General features: G+C 70.1%; 15 protein-coding genes, 2 tRNA genes and 1 pseudogene. 5 read left to right on the top strand and 13 right to left on the bottom strand.

The features are described 5' to 3' along the window. Positions 1-1,578, bottom strand: coding sequence for a hypothetical protein (locus tag ACLQ2S_RS15350; protein WP_425701896.1), 1,578 nt, complete (start codon positions 1,576-1,578; stop codon positions 1-3). A 1,036-nt stretch (positions 1,579-2,614) separates the two neighbouring features. Here ACLQ2S_RS15350 and ACLQ2S_RS15345 point away from each other — a divergent pair. From ACLQ2S_RS15345 to ACLQ2S_RS15335, 3 genes and pseudogenes are all read left to right on the top strand, one after another. Beyond that, a complete protein-coding gene (locus ACLQ2S_RS15345; protein WP_425701895.1) occupies positions 2,615-3,412 on the top strand; it encodes a DUF2637 domain-containing protein in 798 nt (265 codons plus the stop codon). Between the two features lie 438 nt (positions 3,413-3,850). Beyond that, the gene (locus tag ACLQ2S_RS15340) at positions 3,851-4,795 is read left to right on the top strand and encodes a replication-relaxation family protein (protein ID WP_425701894.1); all 945 of its coding nucleotides are present in this window, start codon (positions 3,851-3,853) and stop codon (positions 4,793-4,795) included. A 966-nt stretch (positions 4,796-5,761) separates the two neighbouring features. Beyond that, positions 5,762-6,838 (top strand): annotated as a pseudogene (locus ACLQ2S_RS15335) (recombinase family protein); the annotation flags it as partial. A gap of 9 nt (positions 6,839-6,847) precedes the next feature. On the opposite strand, the gene ACLQ2S_RS15330 reads toward ACLQ2S_RS15335, so the two are convergent. The 5 genes from ACLQ2S_RS15330 to ACLQ2S_RS15310 form a co-directional block, all read right to left on the bottom strand. After that, the gene (locus tag ACLQ2S_RS15330) at positions 6,848-7,330 is read right to left on the bottom strand and encodes a hypothetical protein (protein ID WP_425701893.1); all 483 of its coding nucleotides are present in this window, start codon (positions 7,328-7,330) and stop codon (positions 6,848-6,850) included. A gap of 37 nt (positions 7,331-7,367) precedes the next feature. Then, positions 7,368-7,441 (bottom strand) — tRNA-Ile (locus ACLQ2S_RS15325). Positions 7,442-7,476: 35 nt separating this feature from the next. Continuing rightward, positions 7,477-9,174 carry a M16 family metallopeptidase gene (locus tag ACLQ2S_RS15320; RefSeq protein ID WP_425701892.1) on the bottom strand — a complete coding sequence of 566 codons (1,698 nt, stop codon included), beginning with the start codon at positions 9,172-9,174 and terminating at the stop codon, positions 7,477-7,479. Continuing rightward, positions 9,171-10,121 carry a hypothetical protein gene (locus tag ACLQ2S_RS15315; RefSeq protein ID WP_155220664.1) on the bottom strand — a complete coding sequence of 317 codons (951 nt, stop codon included), beginning with the start codon at positions 10,119-10,121 and terminating at the stop codon, positions 9,171-9,173. Before ACLQ2S_RS15315 ends, ACLQ2S_RS15320 begins: the two co-directional genes overlap by 4 nt. A gap of 156 nt (positions 10,122-10,277) precedes the next feature. After that, a tRNA-Asn gene (locus ACLQ2S_RS15310) sits at positions 10,278-10,350 on the bottom strand. A 279-nt stretch (positions 10,351-10,629) separates the two neighbouring features. Between ACLQ2S_RS15310 and ACLQ2S_RS15305 the strand changes: the two genes are divergently transcribed. Both ACLQ2S_RS15305 and ACLQ2S_RS15300 read left to right on the top strand, forming a co-directional pair. Next, the gene (locus ACLQ2S_RS15305; protein WP_155220666.1) at positions 10,630-11,025 is read left to right on the top strand and encodes a hypothetical protein; all 396 of its coding nucleotides are present in this window, start codon (positions 10,630-10,632) and stop codon (positions 11,023-11,025) included. A gap of 158 nt (positions 11,026-11,183) precedes the next feature. Further along, the gene (locus tag ACLQ2S_RS15300) at positions 11,184-12,362 is read left to right on the top strand and encodes an ROK family transcriptional regulator (RefSeq protein WP_155220668.1); all 1,179 of its coding nucleotides are present in this window, start codon (positions 11,184-11,186) and stop codon (positions 12,360-12,362) included. Positions 12,363-12,476: 114 nt separating this feature from the next. Here ACLQ2S_RS15300 and ACLQ2S_RS15295 read toward each other — a convergent pair whose 3' ends face one another. The 7 genes from ACLQ2S_RS15295 to ACLQ2S_RS15265 form a co-directional block, all read right to left on the bottom strand. Continuing rightward, entirely contained in the window at positions 12,477-13,484 is a 1,008-nt protein-coding gene (locus tag ACLQ2S_RS15295) for a sugar phosphate isomerase/epimerase family protein (protein ID WP_155220670.1), read from the bottom strand. A 247-nt stretch (positions 13,485-13,731) separates the two neighbouring features. Next, on the bottom strand, positions 13,732-15,450 hold the full coding sequence (locus ACLQ2S_RS15290) for a ThuA domain-containing protein (protein ID WP_425701891.1): 1,719 nt from the start codon (positions 15,448-15,450) through the stop codon (positions 13,732-13,734). Between the two features lie 291 nt (positions 15,451-15,741). Beyond that, a complete protein-coding gene (locus ACLQ2S_RS15285; RefSeq protein ID WP_309223618.1) occupies positions 15,742-16,809 on the bottom strand; it encodes a polyprenyl synthetase family protein in 1,068 nt (355 codons plus the stop codon). Beyond that, a complete protein-coding gene (locus ACLQ2S_RS15280) occupies positions 16,806-18,194 on the bottom strand; it encodes an alkaline phosphatase family protein (protein WP_425701890.1) in 1,389 nt (462 codons plus the stop codon). Before ACLQ2S_RS15280 ends, ACLQ2S_RS15285 begins: the two co-directional genes overlap by 4 nt. A 58-nt stretch (positions 18,195-18,252) precedes the next feature. Further along, a complete protein-coding gene (eboE, locus tag ACLQ2S_RS15275; RefSeq protein ID WP_155220676.1) occupies positions 18,253-19,461 on the bottom strand; it encodes a metabolite traffic protein EboE in 1,209 nt (402 codons plus the stop codon). Beyond that, positions 19,461-20,312 (bottom strand): TatD family hydrolase, encoded by an 852-nt coding sequence (locus ACLQ2S_RS15270; RefSeq protein WP_425701889.1) that lies wholly within the window; start codon positions 20,310-20,312, stop codon positions 19,461-19,463. The genes eboE and ACLQ2S_RS15270 overlap by 1 nt, the downstream gene beginning before the upstream one ends. Next, positions 20,312-20,929 (bottom strand): EboA domain-containing protein, encoded by a 618-nt coding sequence (locus tag ACLQ2S_RS15265; RefSeq protein WP_425701888.1) that lies wholly within the window; start codon positions 20,927-20,929, stop codon positions 20,312-20,314. Before ACLQ2S_RS15265 ends, ACLQ2S_RS15270 begins: the two co-directional genes overlap by 1 nt. Positions 20,930-20,944 lie beyond the last annotated feature (15 nt).

The raw sequence follows: 20,944 nt of genomic DNA, 5'->3' as shown, positions 1-20,944 counted from the left end.
TCAGCGCCGTTTGCGCCACCAGGTGGCCCCGCCGCGCATGCCGTGGTGCCAGGTGTCGGCTTGGTGTCGGGCGTTGTCGATGGCCTGTTGGTCGCGTTCGGAGCGGTATTCGCGGTGGGGCTGGTGTGGGCTCCAGTCGCCGATGAAGGGGCGTAGGTCGTCGGGCTTGGGTTCGATGTCGAAGTCGATGTCGGCGAGGGCGCGGTCTCCTCGGGTGGGGTCGAGGCGGTCGGCGGCGGCTCGTGCCCAGTTGATCCATCGGGCGCGGTTTTCCGAGTTTGCCGGTTCGTCGGGCGCGGTTTGTTGGAGGGCGTCGCAGAAGGCGCGGATCTCGTTGGCGGAGGTCCAGGAGTCGTAGGCGCGCCGGAATGCCTTCTTGCGCAGGAGTTCGGTGGCCTGGGGGCGGGCCTCGTCGAGGGCGGTCTGCCAGCGGCGACGCTTTTCGGCCTCCTGCCGCTCCATCTCGGCGACGTATTCGTCGTGGGCTCGCTGGGCGGCCAGTTTGGCTTCCTCGTCAGCGGCGATGCCGGCCTCGACGTCCCGGATGATCCGAGGGAGGCGTTTCTCCAGCGTGGTGCGCTTGTCGTCGGTCCAGGTGTCTTTCTTGTCCCAGCCGGCGCGGGCGATCTCCAACCGCAGGCGGCCGGAGGCGACCCGGTCGGTCTTGGGGATCACCAGCCACCGGTTGCGGCGTAGCTGACGGGTCTCCTCGGCGGTGGGGACGTGGGGGACTTCGTCGTACTCCTCGATCAGCCTGACCCTTCGGCGGGTCTTGTCGACCTGCAGGTAGACGGAGGGGTTCTTGGTCTTGGTGTTCACTCCGACTCGGTGGCCCCGTCGTCTGGCCTCGGCGGCGAGGCCACGGAGCAGGTCCAGCGCCCTGGGGACGGATGCCTCGGTGACCTCCAGCCCGGCCGGGTTCTTCTCCAGGGCGGCGAACACGAGGTCAGGATCGGTGGTGACGCGACGGGTGTTGAGTCGGATCCGATTCCAGTCCGTCTCGTCGGGGTCGTTGTCGCTGGACAGGCGGATGATCAAATCCCCGGCGGCGCGGCCAGTGTGCTTGAGGTGGAATCCGGCGGGTACGAGGCCGTGCTGCTTGGCGGCGTGGATGACCCGCCGATACCGGGCGCGTTCCTCAGTATCGGGACTCTCCACCCGCACGGTTCCGCCCTCGGCTTGGAGGCGTTCGACGAGTTGTCGGGCCTGCTCGACCGTCGCGGCGGCTGGAGACGGCGTCGAGCCGACCACCTTGGTGGCGTCACCGGCTCCCGAGAGGGCCGGGGCCGGCTTACCTTGCTTGGCAGAGGCGGGGGTCCGGACACGCTGACGGGGTGCCGTGGTGTCGCCCGAGATGCGGTCGGGGTGGTCGGGGTGGATGCCGTTGTCGAGGTAGAAGCGGCCGGCGTCGGTGATCTGAACCCGCCATACGCCGCCTCGACGGCTGATGTCGACGAGGCGACGGGTCTGCAATGCCCGAGCCGTGTGACGCTGATCGACCCCGTCGGGGCCGCTGAGGTCGTCCCCGTCGCCGATCCGCCGCAACACCAGCAGTTGATGTTCCTTCAGCGGATCCATCTCTGCATGCTCTCGACCTTCGACGGCTACGACCTGATCCGCAAGGAACGACACTCACCACTGCATGGAGACGGGCGGCAGTGCCGTGACCATGTGCAGACGGACCTACTCGCTGACCACCTCCGCCCTCATCGCCTGAATGATGAGAAGAACGTCCCAAGGAATGAGCGGAACAGCAGAATATTTCGCGGTGGCCGGGTGGACGCAGAGGTACTGCCGGTCATTGGAGGCGACCTTCCTGGACTCATCCGGACTGACCGCGCAGGGCGCGCGGGTTGCCCGTTGAATTCGAGGTTGACTCGGTGGGTGTTGCCGGGGCGTACTGGTTGTGCGTTCTCGTACCGCCGCTTGGCGCGGTGGGCCACGGAGAGGCAGGCATTCCCGGAGTTGGGGTGCCTGCTGTCGTTCGGGTCGACGTTGTCGGGGGCGTGGAGTGATAGGAGGACCCACATGAAGGTTCGGCTGCCGGCGAGCTGAGCCGCCGCTTCGCCTCTGGCGCTCCACATGGGCGCTGTTGGTGAGTTCTGCCCCTTTGTGGCTCTGCTGGCCCCTGTCCTGTGTTCGTTGCTGAGCGTGGCCTGTCGTGCGGGCTACGCGACGCATTCTGCCCTCTTCGCCTGCCCCGCTGCGGGGTCCGGCTTGTTCGTTGAATCGTCCATAGTGATCGCACGACCTCTGCGCGCGAATGAGGTCCGCCCGGCCGGGCGTCATCCGGCAGGAACACGCCTGCCCGGAAGCGTGATCGCAGGCGGTCGTCCCGGGCGGCCTTCATTCGCCGTACATCGAAACCCTACGACCATTCATGGAGCAAACAAAGTGACTTCATTCAACATCAATGTGGCGAGGCTGGGGGCGGTGTCCGTCGGGCCTGCGGTTTCGGTCCGCGCTGGCCTGGCCGTTTTGGCTGGGGCCGTGCGCGGGCTGTCTGTCCACGGGTGGTGGGCCGTAGGCGAGACCTGAGCATCAACCGGATGCCCGGTCCGTCGAGGTGCGGTCGAGGCGGGAGCGGCTCGAGGATCGCGTCCAGGTACTGATCATGCTGTTGATCGGTGGTGCGGCGGGCGCGGCGTCCTTCCGTCACGTCCATGACGTCGCCGCCGCGCACGGCCAGCCGGGCTGGCTGGCTTGGGCGGACGCGGTCGTGTTGGAGCTGACGTCGATCGCGGCGGGCCTGGAGCTGCGCCGTAACCGACGGCTGGGCAAGAGCGTCGCGTTTCCGGCGACGGTGTTGACGGTGGCGGTGTTCCTGTCCCTGGCGGCCCAGGTGGTCGGGGCGGAGCCGTCGGTGATCGGCAGGATCGCTGCCGCGTTGCCGGCGCTCGGCTTCCTGGCGATGGTGAAGATCGCTCTCGGCCGTGCCGATCCTGCCCCGCTCCACCGGACAGCCCCGCCCGCCCCGGACAGCCGGCCCGGGCGGGTCGGGTCCGGGCCAGTTTCCGGCACCCGTGCCACGGTCCCGGACGCCACCGAGACGGTCCCCGGACCGGCTGCGCCGGTCCACGCCGACACGGCCGCGGTCCCGGACTCCACCCCAGCGGTCACCGCCACCGCCCTGGACGGGCAGTCGACGGTCCCGGACAGTCGCAACAGCCACGCGGGGGTCCGGGACGGTGGGCCGGAGATCGCGGCGTTGGTCCCGGTCGCCCGGACCGCCGCCCGTGCCCTCGCGGCCCAAGGGACACCGTTGTCCCGTAAGGCCCTCGCGCGACAGCTACGCGCTGACGGGCACCAACTGTCCAACGCCACCGCCTCGGCGCTCGTGCGTGTCCTGCGTGCCGAGACCAGCCCGCCCCGACAGCTCTCGCCGGATCTGTCCCCAGCAGATGTCGCGTGACAGAACGCGAGTTCTGTCAGTCGGTGCCCTTCACGGCTCGGTCGGCGGTTCTGTCAGGAAGTCCATGTCTGACAGAACCTGGCCCGATCCGACGAGCGTGCACCCGCCGTCCGTCTCTCCGGTACGACCGAGGTGCACCATCCAACACTTTCCGGTCAAGGAGCATGCACGTGTTCACCCAGCTCAGCGTTCACTATCTCGGCCAGCAACACGATCGCCGGTCCACGTCGCACTTCTTCTCGCACCACCACGGCCATGGGTCCGGTGTTACCGGCCGTGTGGCTGTCGGTGTCGGTCGCCGTGTGACCGTCGGTCTTGACACCGACCCCCGAACCGACCCCCCACCCCGCCTCACAGCCCAGTTCAGCCCCGCTTCCACTGCTGCGGTCCTGCTCCAGACAGACCCTCATCCTGGGGATCTCCCCCCTGGGGGCGCGTATGCGTAAACGCCTACCAGTTCCGGATCCGCTGCTGCGGTTGCAGGCCAGCATCACCGGCCGCGACGACCGCCTCCTCGGCTGGCTCTACGACCACGGCGTCCTGACCACCGATCAGGTCGCCGCTGCCCTGTTCCCGTCCCTGGACTTCACCCAACGCCGGCTCCTGCGCCTCACCAATCTCGGGGCGGTGGACCGGTTCCGACCCAACCGACCAGACGGCGGCTCCTACCCGTACCACTACGTCCTGGACCAGCTCGGCTACGACCACGTCCACGCCCAACGCGGACTCGGACCACCACGCCGGGACCAGGCCCGCCGCCGCAAACAGTCCCTCACCTCACGCCGGGACCTGCCGCACCTGCTCGGCGGCAACCAGATCTTCATCGACCTCGCCGCCCACGCCCGCACCCACCCGCACACGGTCCTGGACCGCTGGCAACCCGCCTCCGCCTTCCACGAGCCCGGCGTGTTCTACCGCAAGGGCGGCAACCCGCAGATGATGGTCCACGGACCGAAAGGACTTCCCCGCCCCGACGGGGCCGGGGTGTGGACCGAGCACGGACGGTCCGTGCCCTTCTTCCTCGAGTACGACACCGGCCGCGAACGCCTCGACGTCCTCACCGAGAAGATCGTCAAGTACGAGCGGCTGTATGGGATGAGCACCTGGGCGTGGCCCGTGCTGTTCCACCTACCCTCCGCCCGCCGCGAGACGAACCTGCACCACCGCCTCGCCGACGTCCCCGACCTGGAGACGGTCATCGCCACCACCACCGCCGAACTGCGCACCACCCTCGACGCCAGCCCCGCCGAACCGGTCTGGCAACTCGCAGGCGTCGGCACCGTCGGCCGGATGCGGCTGGTCGACCTGCCCTACACCGACACCCACCACGACACCCAATACCCAACCCCCAAGCCGACCAGCCCGTACGGACAGGAACCCTGACGGCCCAGAAAGCGGGGTGTGTGGCTCACTCGCCGCCGAACAGCGCGGACGCCCCACCGGTGGGCAGCTTGTATCCACCGCATCTGTCAGGCGGCTACCAGCGGCTCCGTCAACCGCAGCGGCATCGACGTCGGCCGGGTGAACCAACTGAAGGAGGAACCCCGCTGTCGGGCGGGCACGGGAGCACAACCCCTCACCACTGATCCCGGTCGAGGAGGCGCCGGCCGGCTCGCCCGAGCGAGGCTCATCGCCCGGCGGGCGTTGCGGGCGGCAGCGCACACGCCCCTCTGCCCGACGCACTGCAAGTTCCGGCAGTCGCCCCGCGAGCCCGGCTGATGAGCGGCCACAACGTCGAAGGCCAACCGCCACAGCAGCGGATCGGTCACGTCGTCAGGGATGACAGCCAGGCGGCTGAGTCGTTCGCGAGGCACGGCAGACCTTTCCTCGGAAGGGAGCACATGGTCGGCCGCCCAACCACCCGGCCGACGGCACGGACACAATCGACCCTCACCATTACCGAAAGGTCAAGTCATCCCAGCCCGTAAACGCTGATGCTTGTTGATTTCGCACGGAAAGGACACCCCATGAGTGAAGGACTCCGACACCAGACGACTCGCATGCTTTTCGGAGGACAGTGGCGAACACGCCCCACCACGAAAACGCCGTCCGGAGCTATCCTGACGAAACGCATCCCGGTACCACCACAACAAACGGTGGTGCAATACCCAACCGCGCTAGCAAAATGGAGCAGCCGATCCCGATGGTTATCGCGCGGATCGACATCGTACCCATGACCATCGACGAAATCGACAACGCCGCCGAAGCCCTCGCCGTCCTACTCAACCACTTCCTCGACGACCACCCCCACCTCACCCCGTAGACCAGCCAGCCCGGACAGCCGCTGGCGGCTCGCCCCGGGCCGCCAGCACTCCAGCCCCCTCTGAATTCGAAGGACAACCTGCCACAATGCCTGCCACGTCACCCCTCACCCCACCGAGACGACGCGGCCGACGCGCCCACACCCTCACCGCCGAGCAGCCGACCGGCCCTCGTCGAGTCTGCGTCTACATCCGCCGCTCCACCGACGACGAACACCAACCCTTCTCCCTCGACGCCCAACGCGCCGCCCTCGAAAAGTACGTCGCCTCTCAGCCCGGCTGGACCATCGTCGCCGAATACGAAGACGACGCCTCCGGCGCCACCACCGAACGCCCCGGACTCAAGAAAGCACTCCACGCCGCGAAAGCCGGCCTCTACGACGTCCTGCTCGTCTACCGACTCGACCGATTCAGCCGAAGCGTCGCCGACCTCCTCGACCTCATCACCATCCTCGAAGCATCAAACGTCCGATTCTCATCCGCCACCGAACCCGTCGACACCGGCGGACCCTTCGGTCGCATGATGCTCCAACTCCTCGCCGTCTTCGCAGAATTCGAACGCAACATCATCATCGACCGAGTGAAGAGTGGAATGACCGCGAAAGCCAGCAAAGGCAAATGGGCCGGCGGCACCCGCCCCTACGGCTACCAACTCGACCCCGACCACCGCCTCGTCCCCCACCCCGACGAAGCACCCATCCTCCGCGACATCTTCCGTCTCTACACCCGCGACCGGCACGGCACCCGCGCCATCGCCACCGTCCTCAACCAACGCGGCGTCCCCAACCGCACCGGAAAGAAGTGGTCCGGACACACCATCAACCGGATCCTCGACAACCCCGCCTACGTCGGCGACATCGCCTACCGCGACGTCTACGTCCCCGACGCCCACGACCCCCTCATCGACCGGGCCACCTTCCAACGCGCCCAAGACATCGCCAACGCCCGAGGAGACACCCAAACCCAACGCGCCATGTCCGACTCCGACTACTACCTCACCGGCCTACTCACCTGTCCCCACTGCGGACAGCGCTACATCGGCACCTCCGCCAACGGCCGCACCCGCCGCTACCGCTACTACACCTGCTTCACCCGTACCCGATACGGCAAACACGCCACCTGCACCGCGCCCAGACTCCCCGCCGACGACCTCGACCAACTCGTCCTTCAAGCCCTACACGACTTCTACGCCACCGCCGAACCCGTCCTGGCCGCCATGATCGAACGCGCTCACGCCCAACGCGACACCACCAGCGACGACCGACGCGTCGAACTCGGCGCGACCGCCCATCAGATCACCACCACCGAGGCAGCCATCAGCCGCTACCACACCGCCTTCGAAAACGGCACCATGGACGACGCCACCGCCGGGCCTCGCATCCGCGAACTCCGCCAGCGTCTGGCTCACCTCCACACGCGCCACGCCGAACTCGAAGTCGACCTCGCCGCCCCACCCGCGCCCCCGCCGCCCGCCACCATCACCCGGATCCGCGAGCACCTCACCACGATCATGGCCAGCGGCACGACCAGCGAACGCAAGGCCGCCATCGAGACTCTCATCGCCGAAGTCCAGATCACCGACCAAGGCGTCGTACCCGTCTTCAAGATCCCCACCGGCACGACGATGCCCCCGCCCAACCCGGACGGGGGCACTCACGATGAACAACCACCGGTTCGCACAATGGTGCGGTCGGTGGGGCGGGCGGGACTCGAACCCGCGACCGAGGGATTATGAGTCCCCTGCTCTAACCGGCTGAGCTACCGCCCCGGCACCGGGCCGGATCTTATCCCGACGGCCTCTCCTTACCGGCGTCGCCCTCGCGTGAGCAGCACGACGGGCAACGCGAGAATAACAGTGAGCAGCCATCCGACCACGACCGCACCCCACAGTACGGCGACGTCCTCCTCGGCGGTGGGCTCGATCAACAGGCCGATGGTGAGCAGCAGGGTGAACCCGCCCACCACCAGCGCGGCGAGGCCGCTGATCGTGATCAGCAGGGTCTCCCACCCGGGCCGCTTCGGCCGGTTCAGATGCTCGTGGGCCTGGCGTACGGCACCCGGCTGCGGGATCTCCTCCGGGCTGCGGGGCGGCAGCATGATCTGCCGGTCGGCCGGTACCCCACTGTCGATGACGTTCGTCGCCGCCGGGCGGAGGTCGAACAGGGTCGGTTCGATGTGCAGCACGAGCGCGTCGTGGCCGATGAGCTGTCTCGCGCCGTCCGGCCAGGCGAGCATCGCCGCACAGTCGGCGTAGGTGACGGTGAGGATGCTGTTGGGACGGACGAGGCTGACGCCTTCGGTGCCGACGAGCAGGCGGCTGTTGTCGTCACGGGCGTGGTAGGTGGTGCCCGACACGGACGACTGGGACGAGGTCGGCGCGGCCGTGAAGCCGGCCCAGTCGGCGCGGGTCCCCTCCGGCACCATCAGCAGTGCCGAGGCGTACGTCTCGTGGGCGACCTCGTGCAGGTCGGCGAGGGTGACCGCCTTCAGCAGCGCGAGATGCTCGTCGATGGTGTGGTTCGGTTCGCCGGTGAGCAGGTTGAGGGCGTACGCGGGCAGCCGGGCGGCGTCGGCCTCGGCGGTGGAGTAGATGTCGATCCGCTTGGCCACCGCGGCGTCGAGGTCGCTCTGCTCGATCCGGCCCACCCGTAGTTTGGCCAGCACGTCGATGAAGCCGCCGAGTACGGCGTCCTGCTTCTCGGCCAGCGCGTCGGCGAGGGCCCTCAGGTGTGCCTGCCCGTCGCCGCGCGGTTCGTACCCGCTGCTGATGGTGTACGAGAGGCCGGCGTCCTGCCGCAACGCCCGGAACAGTTCGCGTTCCAGCACCTCGGCGAAGATGCCCGCGGCGGTCCGTCGTCGCACCACCGCGTCGAGGATCACCGCACGGGAGCCGTGCACGAAGTACGCCGGGGTGGTCGGCAGTGCCGACGAGGCGGTGGGTACGGGCTGGCGGGTGCCGGTGGGCAACTCCAGCCGCAGTCCTTCGGGCACCCGGTCACCGGCGATCCAGAGCACCGCGTTCTCCCGGGTGAACCAGCGGGCGGCCCACTGGCGCAGGTCCTCGGCGGTGAGCCTGGCGAGCCCCCACTCCGGGTAGCTGCTGAGGCCGTGGTCACGGGCGCCGTGACGCCACAACGGGATGTCGTCGATGGCGGCGCTTCCCCGGCTGCTCCACTCGGTGCGCAGGATGTCCTTCTCCACCTCCAACCGGCCGGTCGGCAGGTCGGTGAGGTTGGCGCAGACGGAGGTGAGGAAGGTGGCGATGTCCGGCGCCGAGCCTTGCATGTGGAAGGTGGTGAAGGTGGGCCCGGTAGCGCCGTTGAAGTGGTAGTCGGCGCTGCCCAACGGGGCGAGGACGAGGTGTTCGAGCAGGTGGGTGATGCCGTGGCGGGCCAACGTCTCGTCGGCGGTGCCGACCCGGAAGGTCAGCCCGGCGCGCATCGGGCCGCCGGTGGGTGCGAGCAGGGTCGGCACCCCGTCGGTTTCCAGGTGTTGGATCACGGCCGGCCGCCCTTCGCGTACGCCTTCTTGCGGAACCGCTGGAACTCCTCCGCCGGGTCGCCGAAGTAGCCGAACATCGACTCGGCGCCGAGGTCGCCGAGGGCGGCGAACTGTTGTGCCGCCGACGTCCACTCGTGCATGAGGCAGAAGGCGAGGGCGAAGGTGCTGCGGACCTCGACCCAGCCCCAGTCGTGGCGGAACTCGCGGTGCCACACGGAGCGCTGCGCCGCGTCGTGGATCGCGCTGCGCACCTGCGGGGTGCGCAGGAATGCCCGCCCGGCGGCCAGGCTGTCGTGGTCGAATGCCTGTTCCAGGTGCGCTTCGACGATGAGGACGGCGTTGGGCGCGCCGGCGGGTGCCGCGTCGGCGCATTCCCACGCGAAGGCGTACGCCTTCTCCCAGCTGCCGCTCCACTTCGGGCAGAGCTGCTGCAACAGGGAGCTCTGCGCCGGCAGGTGGTGCGGGTGCCCGGCGGCGAGCCGATCGTAGCGGCGGCGGGCCTCGGACTGGCCGAGTTCCAGGCCGCGGGCGCTGGTGACGCGCTGGGTCCAGGCCGCCGCGTCCTGCGGGTGGCGGGCGGTGGCCTCGATGAGGATCTGCTCGGCCCGGCGCAGGTGGTCGAAGAACTGGACGAACTGCTCCCGGCTGACGTCCTGCGCCCGGCTGCCCGTCCGGATCCGCCATCCGGCGATGATCAGGTGTGCTCCCAGCATGGCGGCGGCCACCGGGTCGTCCGGTTGCTCGGCGAACGCCTTGGGCAGGAACGCCTCGGCGTGGGGTGCGCCGCCGATCTCGCTGACGAGGGTCGTGCGACCGTGGGCGTCCTGGTCCTCGACGAGGGTGCGCAACGCCGGCCAGTCACCGGCGGCCAGCGCGCCACGGGCGGCGGCCACCTGAGGGTACGCGGCCGCAGCGTCGAGGACCGGCGGCGCGGGGGGTGCGGGCATGGCGAGGATCATAAGTGATCATCACTTGCCCGGTGGCCCCGATTTCCGCCCGTCCGCGGCGTGCGCGCGGCTGCCGGGTGCGGGCTGGTCGGCACGTTCGAGGGGACAAACGGCTGACGCCCACCGGTCGTGCCGGTGGGCGTCGTGGTGAGGAAGCTCCCCCGTTTGGACTCGAACCAAAAACCTGCCGGTTAACAGCCGGCTGCTCTGCCAATTGAGCTACGGGGGACTGCAACAACGCCCGGAGCGGATCGCTCCGCACCGCGCGCCGGGCACAAGAGTACAGGACTCCGGGGGGTGTTGGTCCAGGGGGTTCGTGGGTCGTCCATCGGGCGCTTTGCGGGCGGTTGACCGGACAAATCGTCATCCTGGCACAAGGAGGTATGAGCGGAGAGCAGGATGGGTAGTTAGCTGCCGACGACAGGACGCAGGCGCGAATCGGTCAGTCCCGCCGCCCCGGGCTTCGGGGAGCGGGACCGACGGCGCGTCAGGTACGAGAGGAGCCGCCATGCGCGGAAAGATCATGTTCCTTGGCGGGCTGGCTGCAGGGTTCGTCCTGGGCGCCCGTGCCGGCCGGGAGAAGTACGAGGAGTTGGTGGTCCGGGGCCGCAAGGTGCTCGATCACCCGACCGTCCAGGAGGCGGCCGGGGTCGCGCAGGCCCAGGCGAACCGTCTCTACCACGAGGGCAAGGACAAGCTCGGCAACTCCAAGCTGGGCGAGAAGCTGCACGCCAACGGCAATGGCAATGGCAAGGAGAAGCTCACCCCCGCCGACGACACGTTCGCCGGCACGCCGGCCACCGCTGGCAGCAAGTCGGGTTCCGGTTCGTCGAGTTCCGCTTCGACGTCGGCCACCCCCCGCACCAAGCCGTCCGGCTCCGGAGCCAACGGCAGCACGGTCTGAGCAACCCGGACGGGCCCGGCCACGCACTGATGGCCGGGCCCGTCCGTGCGTCCGCCGGTGGGCGGGCGGGCACCGTCAGCAGGTGTTGACAGCTCCGGCTTCGGCCGGCCACCGGTCTGAAACACCGCCGTGGAAGACTCCGCACGGAGGTGATGGCGATGGCCCTGGTTCGGCCGGAGAATCCGCAGCAGGCAAGGCTGGTGCGGCTGCTGCGGGACGAGGGTGCCCGTTCCCGGGTCGAACTGGGCGATCTGCTGGGTCTGTCCCGGACGGCCCTGACCACCGAACTGAACCGTCTCGTCGCCCGAGGGCTGGTCGAGACCGCCGGCCCGGCGGCCTCCCGAGGCGGGCGGCGTTCGTCGTTGCTCCGCCTCTCCGCCGGGGTGCGTTTCGCGGGTGTGGTGGTGGCCCCCGACCGGTTCACGGTCGCGATCACCGATGGCGAGTTGAACGTGCTGGCCGAGATGACCGAGGCCGCCGACGTACGCGACGGACCGGAGCCGATGATCGGCCGTGCCGTGGAACTGGTCGGCAAGCTTCGCGCCGAGCTGGGCGTCACCGAGCTCACCGGGGTCGGGGTCGCCCTTCCCGGGCCGGTCGACGGCGGCACCTCGACCGCACCGGCCGTGCTGCCCCGGTGGCAGCGTTTCCCGGTCCGGGACGCGTTCGCCGCCGAACTGGGCTGTCCGGTGTTGGTCGACAACGACGCGAACGTGCTCGCTCTGGGTGAGCGGCACGCCGGCATCGGTCGTACCGTCGAGGACTTCCTCTATCTGAAGCTCGGCACGTCGATCGGCTGCGGGCTGGTGCTCGGCGGATCGCTCTACCGGGGCGCGACCAGCAGCGCCGGTGACATCGCGCACCTGCCGCTGGGCGAGGACGGGCCGCCCTGTGTCTGCGGGGAGACCGGCTGTCTGGAGGCGTACTGCGGGGACGCCGGGTTGGTCCGGGCGGCGCTGGCGGTCGCCCGGTCGGGCCGCTCCCCCGTGCTGGCCGCACGGCTGGCCGAGGCGGGCAGCCTGACCGTCGCGGACGTGGTGTCGGCCGCCGCCGTGGGTGACCCGGCCACCCAGGTGCTGGTCCGGGAGGCCGCCCGCCGCCTCGGTCGGGTGCTGGTCGGCCTGGTCAGCTTCTTCAACCCGGGGATCGTGGTGATCGGCGGGGCACCCGAGGGGCTGGGGCACATCCTGCTCTCGGAGATCCGGGGCGTGGTCTACCGGCGGTCGGCGCCGCTGGCCACCGGCACCATGCCGATCGTCCTGTCCGATCTGGCGGACCGGGCCGCTCTGGTGGGCGCGGCCCGCCTGGCCAGCGAACACGTCTTCACCGCCGGCTGACCGGGCGGTTCGCGGGCCGGATTCCGGCGGTCGAGGCGCAGCTGCGGCAGGGGCCGGGTGAGGTGACAGGCTGCCGGGGGTCGGCTGGCGGCCGACCCCCGGCAGGCCGTGCGTTCAGTCCTTGCTGCTGAACGCCGCGTCGAAGGCGGCGGACGGTGCGTCGAAGGCGAGCCGACGGACGAACTGGAGCGCCTCGGGGGCCCCGACCAGGCGGTCCATCCCGGCGTCCTCCCACTCGACGGAGATCGGCCCGGAGTAGCCGATGGCGTTCAGCGCCCGGAAGCAGTCCTCCCAGGGCACGTCGCCGTGGCCGGTCGAGACGAAGTCCCAGCCCCGGCGCAGGTCCGCCCAGGGCAGGTGGGAGGCCAGTCGGCCACGACGACCGTCGCCGGTACGGACCTTGGCGTCCTTGCAGTCGACGTGGTAGATCCGGTCGGCGAAGTCGAAGATGAAGTTCACCGGGTCGAGTTCCTGCCAGACGAAGTGCGACGGGTCCCAGTTCAGCCCGAACGCGGGCCGGTGCCCGATCGCCTCCAGGGTGCGCTTCGTCGTCCAGTAGTCGTAGGCGATCTCGCTGGGGTGCACCTCGTGGGCGAAGCGCACCCCGACCTCGTCGAAGACGTCGAGGATCGGGTTCCACCGATCGGCGAAGTCCTGGTAGCCGCGCTCGATCATCTCGGGCGGCACCGGCGGGAACATCGCCAGGGTGTGCCAGATCGACGAGCCGGTGAAACCGACGACGGTGTCGACGCCGAGCTTCGCCGCCGCGCGGGCGGTGTCCTTGATCTCCTCGGCGGCCCGCTGGCGTACCCCTTCCGGCTCGCCGTCGCCCCAGATCCGGGCGGGCAGGATGCCCTGGTGCCGCTCGTCGATCGGGTGGTCGCAGACCGCCTGACCGACCAGGTGGTTGGAGATGGTGAAGACCTTCAGGTTGTGCTTGGCGAGCGTCTCCCGCTTGCGTTCGACGTACGACTCGTCGGCCAGGGCCTTGTCGACCTCGAAGTGGTCGCCCCAACAGGCGATCTCCAGACCGTCGTAGCCCCACTCGGCGGCGAGCCGGCACACCTCGTCGAACGGAAGGTCGGCCCATTGGCCGGTGAACAGCGTGATCGGTCGCGCCATGTGTCCTTTTCCCCTGTCGTGTGGGGGATTCCGTTACCTGCGGGACCGGGGCGAGGGATGACCGGATGTGGGCAGCCCGACGATGTGCCGGTGGGCGCGGTAGCGCCTGGGGTCAACGGGTTGCGCCTCCCGTCGACTCACCGGCCACCTCGCGGTCGCCGTCTTTCACTTTAGGCGGGCGACCGGCGGTAGGAAAGAGCCCCGGTGCGACGGGTGACCGTCGCACCGGGGCGGTCCCGCTGGTCGGCTACGGCAGGACCCAGCGCTGGTTGGCGTTGGTGTGGCAGGTCCACAGGTGCACGATCTGCCCGTCGGCGGAGCTGTTGTTCGACACGTCGAGGCACTTGCCCGAGTTCGGGTTACGCAACGTGCCGTTCGACTGCGCCGACCACACCTGCGCAGCACCACCGTGACAGGTCCACAACTGGATCTTCGTGCCATCGGCCGAGCCGGCACCGTTGACGTCCAGGCACTTGCCCAGCGCCCGGATCGTCGAGTTCGGCGTCACTGTCCAGGTCTGCGCCGCGCCGCCGTGGCAGGACCAGATCTGGATCTGCGTGCCATCCGCCGACGAGCCGTTACGCACGTCCAGGCACTTGCCGCCCAGGCCGGTGATCCGCCCGGTCCGGTCGCCGGTCGGCGGCGGGTTCGTGCCACCCAACTCCTTGATCCGGATGTTGCGGAACGACACGTCGTCGCCGGTGCCGTGATTCTGGATGCCGATGTGCCCGGCGAGCGACCGGACCGGGTCGGTGTTCGTGAAGTCGTTGATCTTCACCCCGTTCAGGAAGACCTGGAGACGCTCCCCCTCCACCAGCAGCTCGTAGGTGTTCCACTCCCCCGCCGGGTTCAGCGCGGCGTCCCGGGCGGCGAGGTTCGCGGCCTGGAAGCCGTAGATCGCGCCGGTGGTCCGGTCGGCGGCGTCGGTGGGGTCGATCTGCACCTCGTAGCCGTTGTTCATGGCGGAGTTCGGGTCGTTCGACGGTGGGAAGCCGACGAAGACGCCGGAGTTGTCGTCCCCGGCCAGCCGCCAGTCCAGTTTGAGCGAGTAGTTGGTGAACTGCTTGGCGCTGTACCAGAACAGTCCCATGCCACCGACCGAGGTCAGGGTGGCGTCGGAGTTGGTGAAGCTGCCCGGCCCGGCCTGGGACCAGCCGTTGGTGGATCCGTTGTAGAGGGTGGTGTAGCCGGTCTCCGGTCGGCAGTCGGCGTTGGTGCGACCGGCCGCGTACCGGATGCCGCCGAGCAGGTGCGCCCGGAAGGCCGGGTCGGCGTACGACGCCTGGGTGTGCCCAGCGCCGGTGTAGAAGGACCGACCGCCGTTGTACGTCTTGCACCAGGCGATCGGATGGTCGCCACCCATCGCCCCGCCGGAGTACGTCGACTCGTTGAGGTTCGCCAGCACCCGTGCGCTGGCGCGGGGGTTGCTCTGGAAGTCGTACCACTCGTCGGTGCGTACCCAGTTCTGCGGCAGGTGGGCGGTGGCCGCGTGGGCCCGGTCCTCCATCCGGACGGTGGCCTGCTGGACGGCCGGATGGGAGCGGAAGTACGCCCCGACCAGGTTGCCGTAGAAGGACCAGCCGTACTCGGTGTCGGCGGCGGCGTGCACGCCGACGTAGCCGCCGCCGGAGCCGATGTACGACTCGAAGGCAGCCTGCTGGCTGGAGTTGAGCACGTCTCCGGTGGTGTTGAGGAAGACCACTGCCTCGTACTGCGAGAGGTTGCCGGTGGTGAAGGCGGCGGCGTCCTCGGTGGCGGTAACCGTGAAGCTGTTCGCCGCGCCCAGGTCACGGATGGTCTGGGTGCCCACCGCGATGGAGTCGTGCCGGAAACCGGCCGTCTTGGAGAAGACCAGCACGTCGTACGGGGTGTCGGCGGCGCTGGCGGGGGTGGCCGGGGTGGTGCAGGCGAGGACGGCGAAGGCGGCGGTGGCCACGCCGAGGACGGAACGGAGAAGTCTGCGCATCTCGCTCTCCCAAACGATCGTCGTGTTAGGAGGGGCCCCTTGTACAACGCTAGGCGTTAATAAGGTGCCCTTCCTTGCAGCTAGGGCGGGAGTGCTGTCCCTTCCTGACGGGAACGCCGAGGGGGATGCCGTGCCACCGGTTCGACGAAACAAGTAGGACTTGGCACAGACATTAAACGTCATACGTTGATGTGTCTATATCTTTCGCCGGTCGGATGTGGACTTTCGTCAGTTCGATCAAAAGCCCGTACGACAGGGCACCGACAGTCCAACGCCCCCGGGCGGCGGCCGTCAGTGCTCCCGGTCGACGGCCTGGGCGGCCAGCTCGATCAGGGCGGACCGGCTCTCCGGAGTCACCTCGGCGTGTTCCAGCGCCGCCAGCCCGGCCTCGGCACGGACCTGGATCATCTGCTCGATCTTCCGGCGCGCTCCGGTACTCTCGATGATCTCGCGTAGCTCGGCCGCGCCCTCGGCGTCCAGGTCGGGGTTGCCGAACAGCTCGCGCAGCCGAGCGCTCTGCGCCCGGTCGGCGGCGTCGCGGGCCAACGCCATCATCACCGTCGGCTTGCCCTCGCGCAGATCGTCCAGCACGGACTTGCCGGTGACCGCCGGGTCACCGAAGACCCCCAGCACGTCGTCACGGAGCTGGAAGGCGTCCCCGAGCGGATCACCGAACTCGGCCAGCGCGTCCAGCAGCTCGGCCGACGCGCCCGCCAACGCCGCGCCGATCTGTAACGGTCGGGTGACCGTGTAGCGGGCGGCCTTCATCCGGATCACCGTGAGGGCACTGGCCACCGAGCCGTCGCCCACCCCCGACACCAGGTCGAGGTACTCCCCCGCGATCACCTCGGTACGCATCAGCGCGAACACGGCGTACCCCTGGTGCACCTGCTCGGGGCTCAACCCGCACTCGTGGAACATCTGGTCCGACCAGGCGGCGCAGAGGTCACCACAGAGCAGGGCGGTGTTGCGCCCGTACGCCTCGGGGTCACCCCGCCAGGACGACTGCGTGTGCAGATCGGCGAAGATCCGGTGCACCGAGGGCTCTCCCCGACGCCGGTCGCTGCCGTCCAGGATGTCGTCGTGGATCAGCGCGAAGGCGTGGAACAGCTCCAACGCGGCGGCGGCGGTCACGATCGGGGTACCGTCCGGGCCGCCCGCACCCCGCCAGCCCCAGTAGCAGAAGAGCGGTCGCAGGCGCTTGCCCCCGGCCAACACGAACCGGTGCAGCGTGGTGAAGACACCCCGAGGTGCGCCGTCCGGCCAGTCCGGGTCCTGCCGGTCGAGGAACGCGGACAGCTCGGCGTCGAAGCGGGCCCGTAAACCGGCGGAGTCGACAGCCGCCTCGGCTACCGTCACCGCCCCTCCATCCCGGCCAGCTCCAGCAGCAGCCCCTTCACCTCCGTGGCCGCTATCCGGTCCCGGGCCACCGACCCGTCGGAGCAGAGCAGCACCGGCCCGTCGGCCGGATCGGTGGGCAACCGCCCGTGTGAACCGCGGACCGCCCGCGCGCCGGCATCCAGCCCGACCACGTTCATCAGATACCGCATCCCGAGTTTCTTGCGGGCCAGCGCCATCGCGGCACGGCGCTTCGCCGCCCCCGGCGCGGCCGGGTCGAAGAACAGCTCCGCCGGGTCGTACCCGGGCTTGCGGTGGATCTCCACCAGCCGGGCGAAGTCCGGCGCCCGCGCGTCGTCGAGCCAGTAGTAGTAGGTGAACCAGGCGTCCGGCTCGGCCACCAGCACCAGCTCACCGGCGCGCGGGTGGTTCAGCCCGTGCGCCGCCTGGCCGTCGGCGTCGAGCACCTCGGCCACCCCGGGCAGCCCGGCGCAGAGCTTCGCCACCGCCGACACGTCGGCCGGGTCACGCACGTACACGTGGGCGACCTGGTGGTCGGCGACGGCGAAGGCCCGGGAGGTCCACGGGTCGAGATACTCCATGCCCGCCTGGGTGTACACCCGCAGCAGCCCCTCGGCGCGCAGCATCCGGTTGACGTCCACCGGCCGGGACACCTCGGTGATGCCGTACTCGGAGAGCACCACCACCGTCGCGTCGCGGGCCTGCGCGGCGTCCAGCAGCGGCGCGAGCACGCCGTCCAACTCCGCCGCCGCCGCGGCGGAGCGGGATGCGGACGGGCCGAAACGTTGCAGGTCGTAGTCCAGGTGCGGGACGTAGACCAGGGTCAGATCGGGTGAGAACTCGGCGAGGATCTGCTCGGCCGCCCGGCAGATCCAACGCGACGACGGCAGACCCGCACCCGGCCCCCAGTAGGTGAAGAGGGGAAAGGTGCCGAGCCGGTCGGTGAGCGCGTCGTGCAGCTCCGGCGGGTCGGTGTAGCAGTCCGGCTCCTTGCGCCCGTCGGCGTGGTAGACCGGTCGCGGGGTGACGGTCCAGTCGACGTCCGCGCCCATCGCGTACCACCAGCAGACGTTGGCCACCGTGTAGTCCGGCCGCACCCGCCGGGCCGCCTGCCAGAGCTTCTCCCCGCCGACCAACGCGTTGTGCTGCCGCCAGAGCAGCACCTCGCCGAGGTCCCGGAAGTACCACCCGTTGCCGACGATGCCGTGCTCGGCCGGCAACGCGCCGGTGAGGAAGGTCGACTGCACCGAGCAGGTCACCGCCGGCAGCACGGTGCCCAGCTCGGCGCGGAACCCGGCCTCGGCGACCGCGCGCAGCCGGGGCATGTGTGTCAGCAACCGGGGGGTCAGCCCCACCACGTCGAGCACCACCAGCTGTCGCTTCATGTTCACACTCCCCTGGTCCACGGCTGCGGGGCTCGTCGGGCCGACTCGCTCCTCGCGCTCACCGGGTCGCCGCCGGCACGGTCGGGGTCAGCCCGAGGGCGACCAGTTCGTCGCGGGCGAAGGCCAGCTCGGCGGCGATCCCGGCAGCCAGCTCCGCGTCGGTGCGCGGGCGTCGCGCCACCGGCAGCACCCCCCAGGTGTACGTCTCGACGTCGAGGTGGTCGCAGCCGGCGTCGGCACCGGCGAAGAGCGCGGCCAACGCGGTGCGCAACACCGGCACGGTCGAGCGCAGCGGTGGTTCGGGCGGGGCGTGCAGCGGCACGTGGTAGTGCACCCGCCACGGTCCGGGGAGTGCGGCGTCGAGGGCGGCGTCGAGGTCGTCGGCCGCCCAGCCCGGGTCCGCCGGGTCGGTCACCTCCGGCCCGGCACTCGGTGCGGCGCACCCGGCGGCCCGGGTCTGGTGCAGGAAACGCGGCTCGACCCAGCGACGCAGCGCGGCGGCGTCACCTGCCGGGTCGGCGGCCTCCAGCGCGGCGGACACCTGCACCTTGACCACCGGTAGCCCGGCGGCGGCCAGCCGGTCCAGGGCCACGGCCGGTTCTTCCCAGGCGCAGGCGAGGTGGGCCAGGTCCAGGCAGATCCCCAGCCGCTCGGTGTCCATCCCGGACAACGCGGCGACCGCCTGCGGGGTGCTCTCCACCACGCACCCGGGTTCCGGTTCGAAGCCGACCCGCACCGGCCGTCCGGTGTCCCGCTCGACGGTGGCGAGCCCGGTCGCGAGCTGGTCGAGGCGGCGTCGGGCGGCGTCGGCCCGAGCGCTGTCCCAGGGCGCGCGCCAGGCCAGCGGCAGGGTGGAGACCGAGCCACGGACCGCGTCGTCGGGCAGCAGGTCGGCCAGGACCCCGGCCAGGTCGAGGGTGTAACGGAGACGGTCGTCGGTGGTCCAGTCCGGGTGGTACACCGCCTGCTTGACCACGGGCGCCTGGAAGGCCGCGTACGGGAAGCCGTTGAGGGTGACCACCTCCAGTCCGCGTACGGTCAGCTCGGCGCGCAACCGGCGACGGGCGGACGGGTCGGCGGCCAACGCGGCGGCGACCGGGGCGGCCAACCACAGACCCAGCCCGAGTCGGTCGACGCCGAGCGTCTCGCGGACCGGCACCGCGTAGGTGTCCAGTTGGGCGACGATGCCGGCGAGGTCCTCGGCGGGGTGCACGTTCGTGCAGTACCCCAGGTGGACGGTGCTCCCCCCGGCGTGCCGCAGGCGCATCAGCTGCCGCCGCGCAGGATCGAGTTGCCGGCGAAGGTCTGCTCGGCGAGGTCGTCGTCGGTCAGGTCGAGCCGGCCGGACTGCCCGTAGAACTCGACCGGGTTACGCCAGAGCACCCGGTCGACGTCGTCGTCGGTGAAGCCGGCGAGCAGCATCGCCTCGCCGGTGGCCCGGGTCAGCAGCGGATCGGAGCGTCCCCAGTCGGCGGCCGAGTTGACCAGCACCCGTTCGGTTCCGTACGCCTTGAGCAGCTCGACCATCCGCGGTGGCGACATCTTGGTGTCCGGGTAGATGGAGAAACCGAGCCAGCAGCCGGTGTCGCGGACCAGTTCCACGGTCATCTCGTTGAGGTGGTCGAGCACCACCCGACCCGGATCGATGCCGGACTCGGCGACCACGGCCAGGCTGCGCTGGACGCCCCGGGCCTTGTCCCGGTGCGGGGTGTGCACCATCGCCGGCAGGTCGTGCGCCACCGCCAGGGCGAGTTGAGCCGCGAAGACGTCGTCCTCCTCCGGTGTCATCGAGTCGTACCCGATCTCGCCGACCGCCACCACGCCGTCCTTCTCCAGGTAACGGGGCAGCTCGTCGAGGACCGGTCGGCACCGGGGGTCGTTGGCCTCCTTCGGGTTCAACGCGATCGTGGCGTGATGGCGGATCCCGAACTGCCCGGCGCGGAAGGGTTCCCACCCGACCAGCGAGTCGAAGTAGTCGGTGAACGAGCCCACGTTCGTGCGCGGCTGGCCCAGCCAGAACGCCGGTTCCACCACCGCCCGGACGCCGGCGGCGGCCATCCGCTCGTAGTCGTCGGTGGTGCGCGACGTCATGTGGATGTGCGGGTCGAAGATCCGCATCACACCTCCCTGGGCTGGAGCTGGCCGGCGGCGGTGAGCCGGTCCAGCAGTTCGGTGGCGTCTGCGGGCATGGCCCGGCCTGCGGCGCGGCGTTCGTCGGCCAGCGCGGCGAGCATCGTGCCCAGTTCCGCGTCCGCGCGGTCGTCGAGGTCGGCCACCGCGGCCAGCGGCACGCCGACGAAGACACACTTGAGCACCGCCTGCCGCCAGGCCGACGGGTCGAGGTGCCGGGCGTACGGGCCGAGAGCCGCGGCGACCAGCCGGGTGTCGTTGGTGCGGATCGCGTCGAGCAGCAGCGGCACCCCGGCCGCGCCGATCGGCAGCAACGGCAGCGCCTTGAGCACGGCCCGTTTCTCGGCGGCGTCCCCGGTGCGGTAGAGCGTCTCGACCTGCCCGACGTGGTCGGTGCGGAGGCTGGCCAGCATCAGCGCTCGGGCCGCCTCGTCGGCGCTCCAACCGGGCAGGTCGGGCAGATCGTGTCGGCTGCAGCGGCGCCGGGCGGCCGGGAAGTAGCGCGCGATGGCGGTGGGTTCGGCCGCGATGCGGTCGAGCGCCGTCGCCAACCAGTCCGGATCGGGTACGCCCCGCAGGGCGGCCCGCAGCTTCTCCACTGTCATCGCGTCTCCTTCCTC

The sequence above is a fragment of the Micromonospora sp. DT48 genome (assembly GCF_049844495.1).
Classification (GTDB): domain Bacteria; phylum Actinomycetota; class Actinomycetes; order Mycobacteriales; family Micromonosporaceae; genus Micromonospora.
Note: the sequence above shows the minus strand (reverse complement) of the source record. Positions and strands in the feature narration are given on the sequence as shown.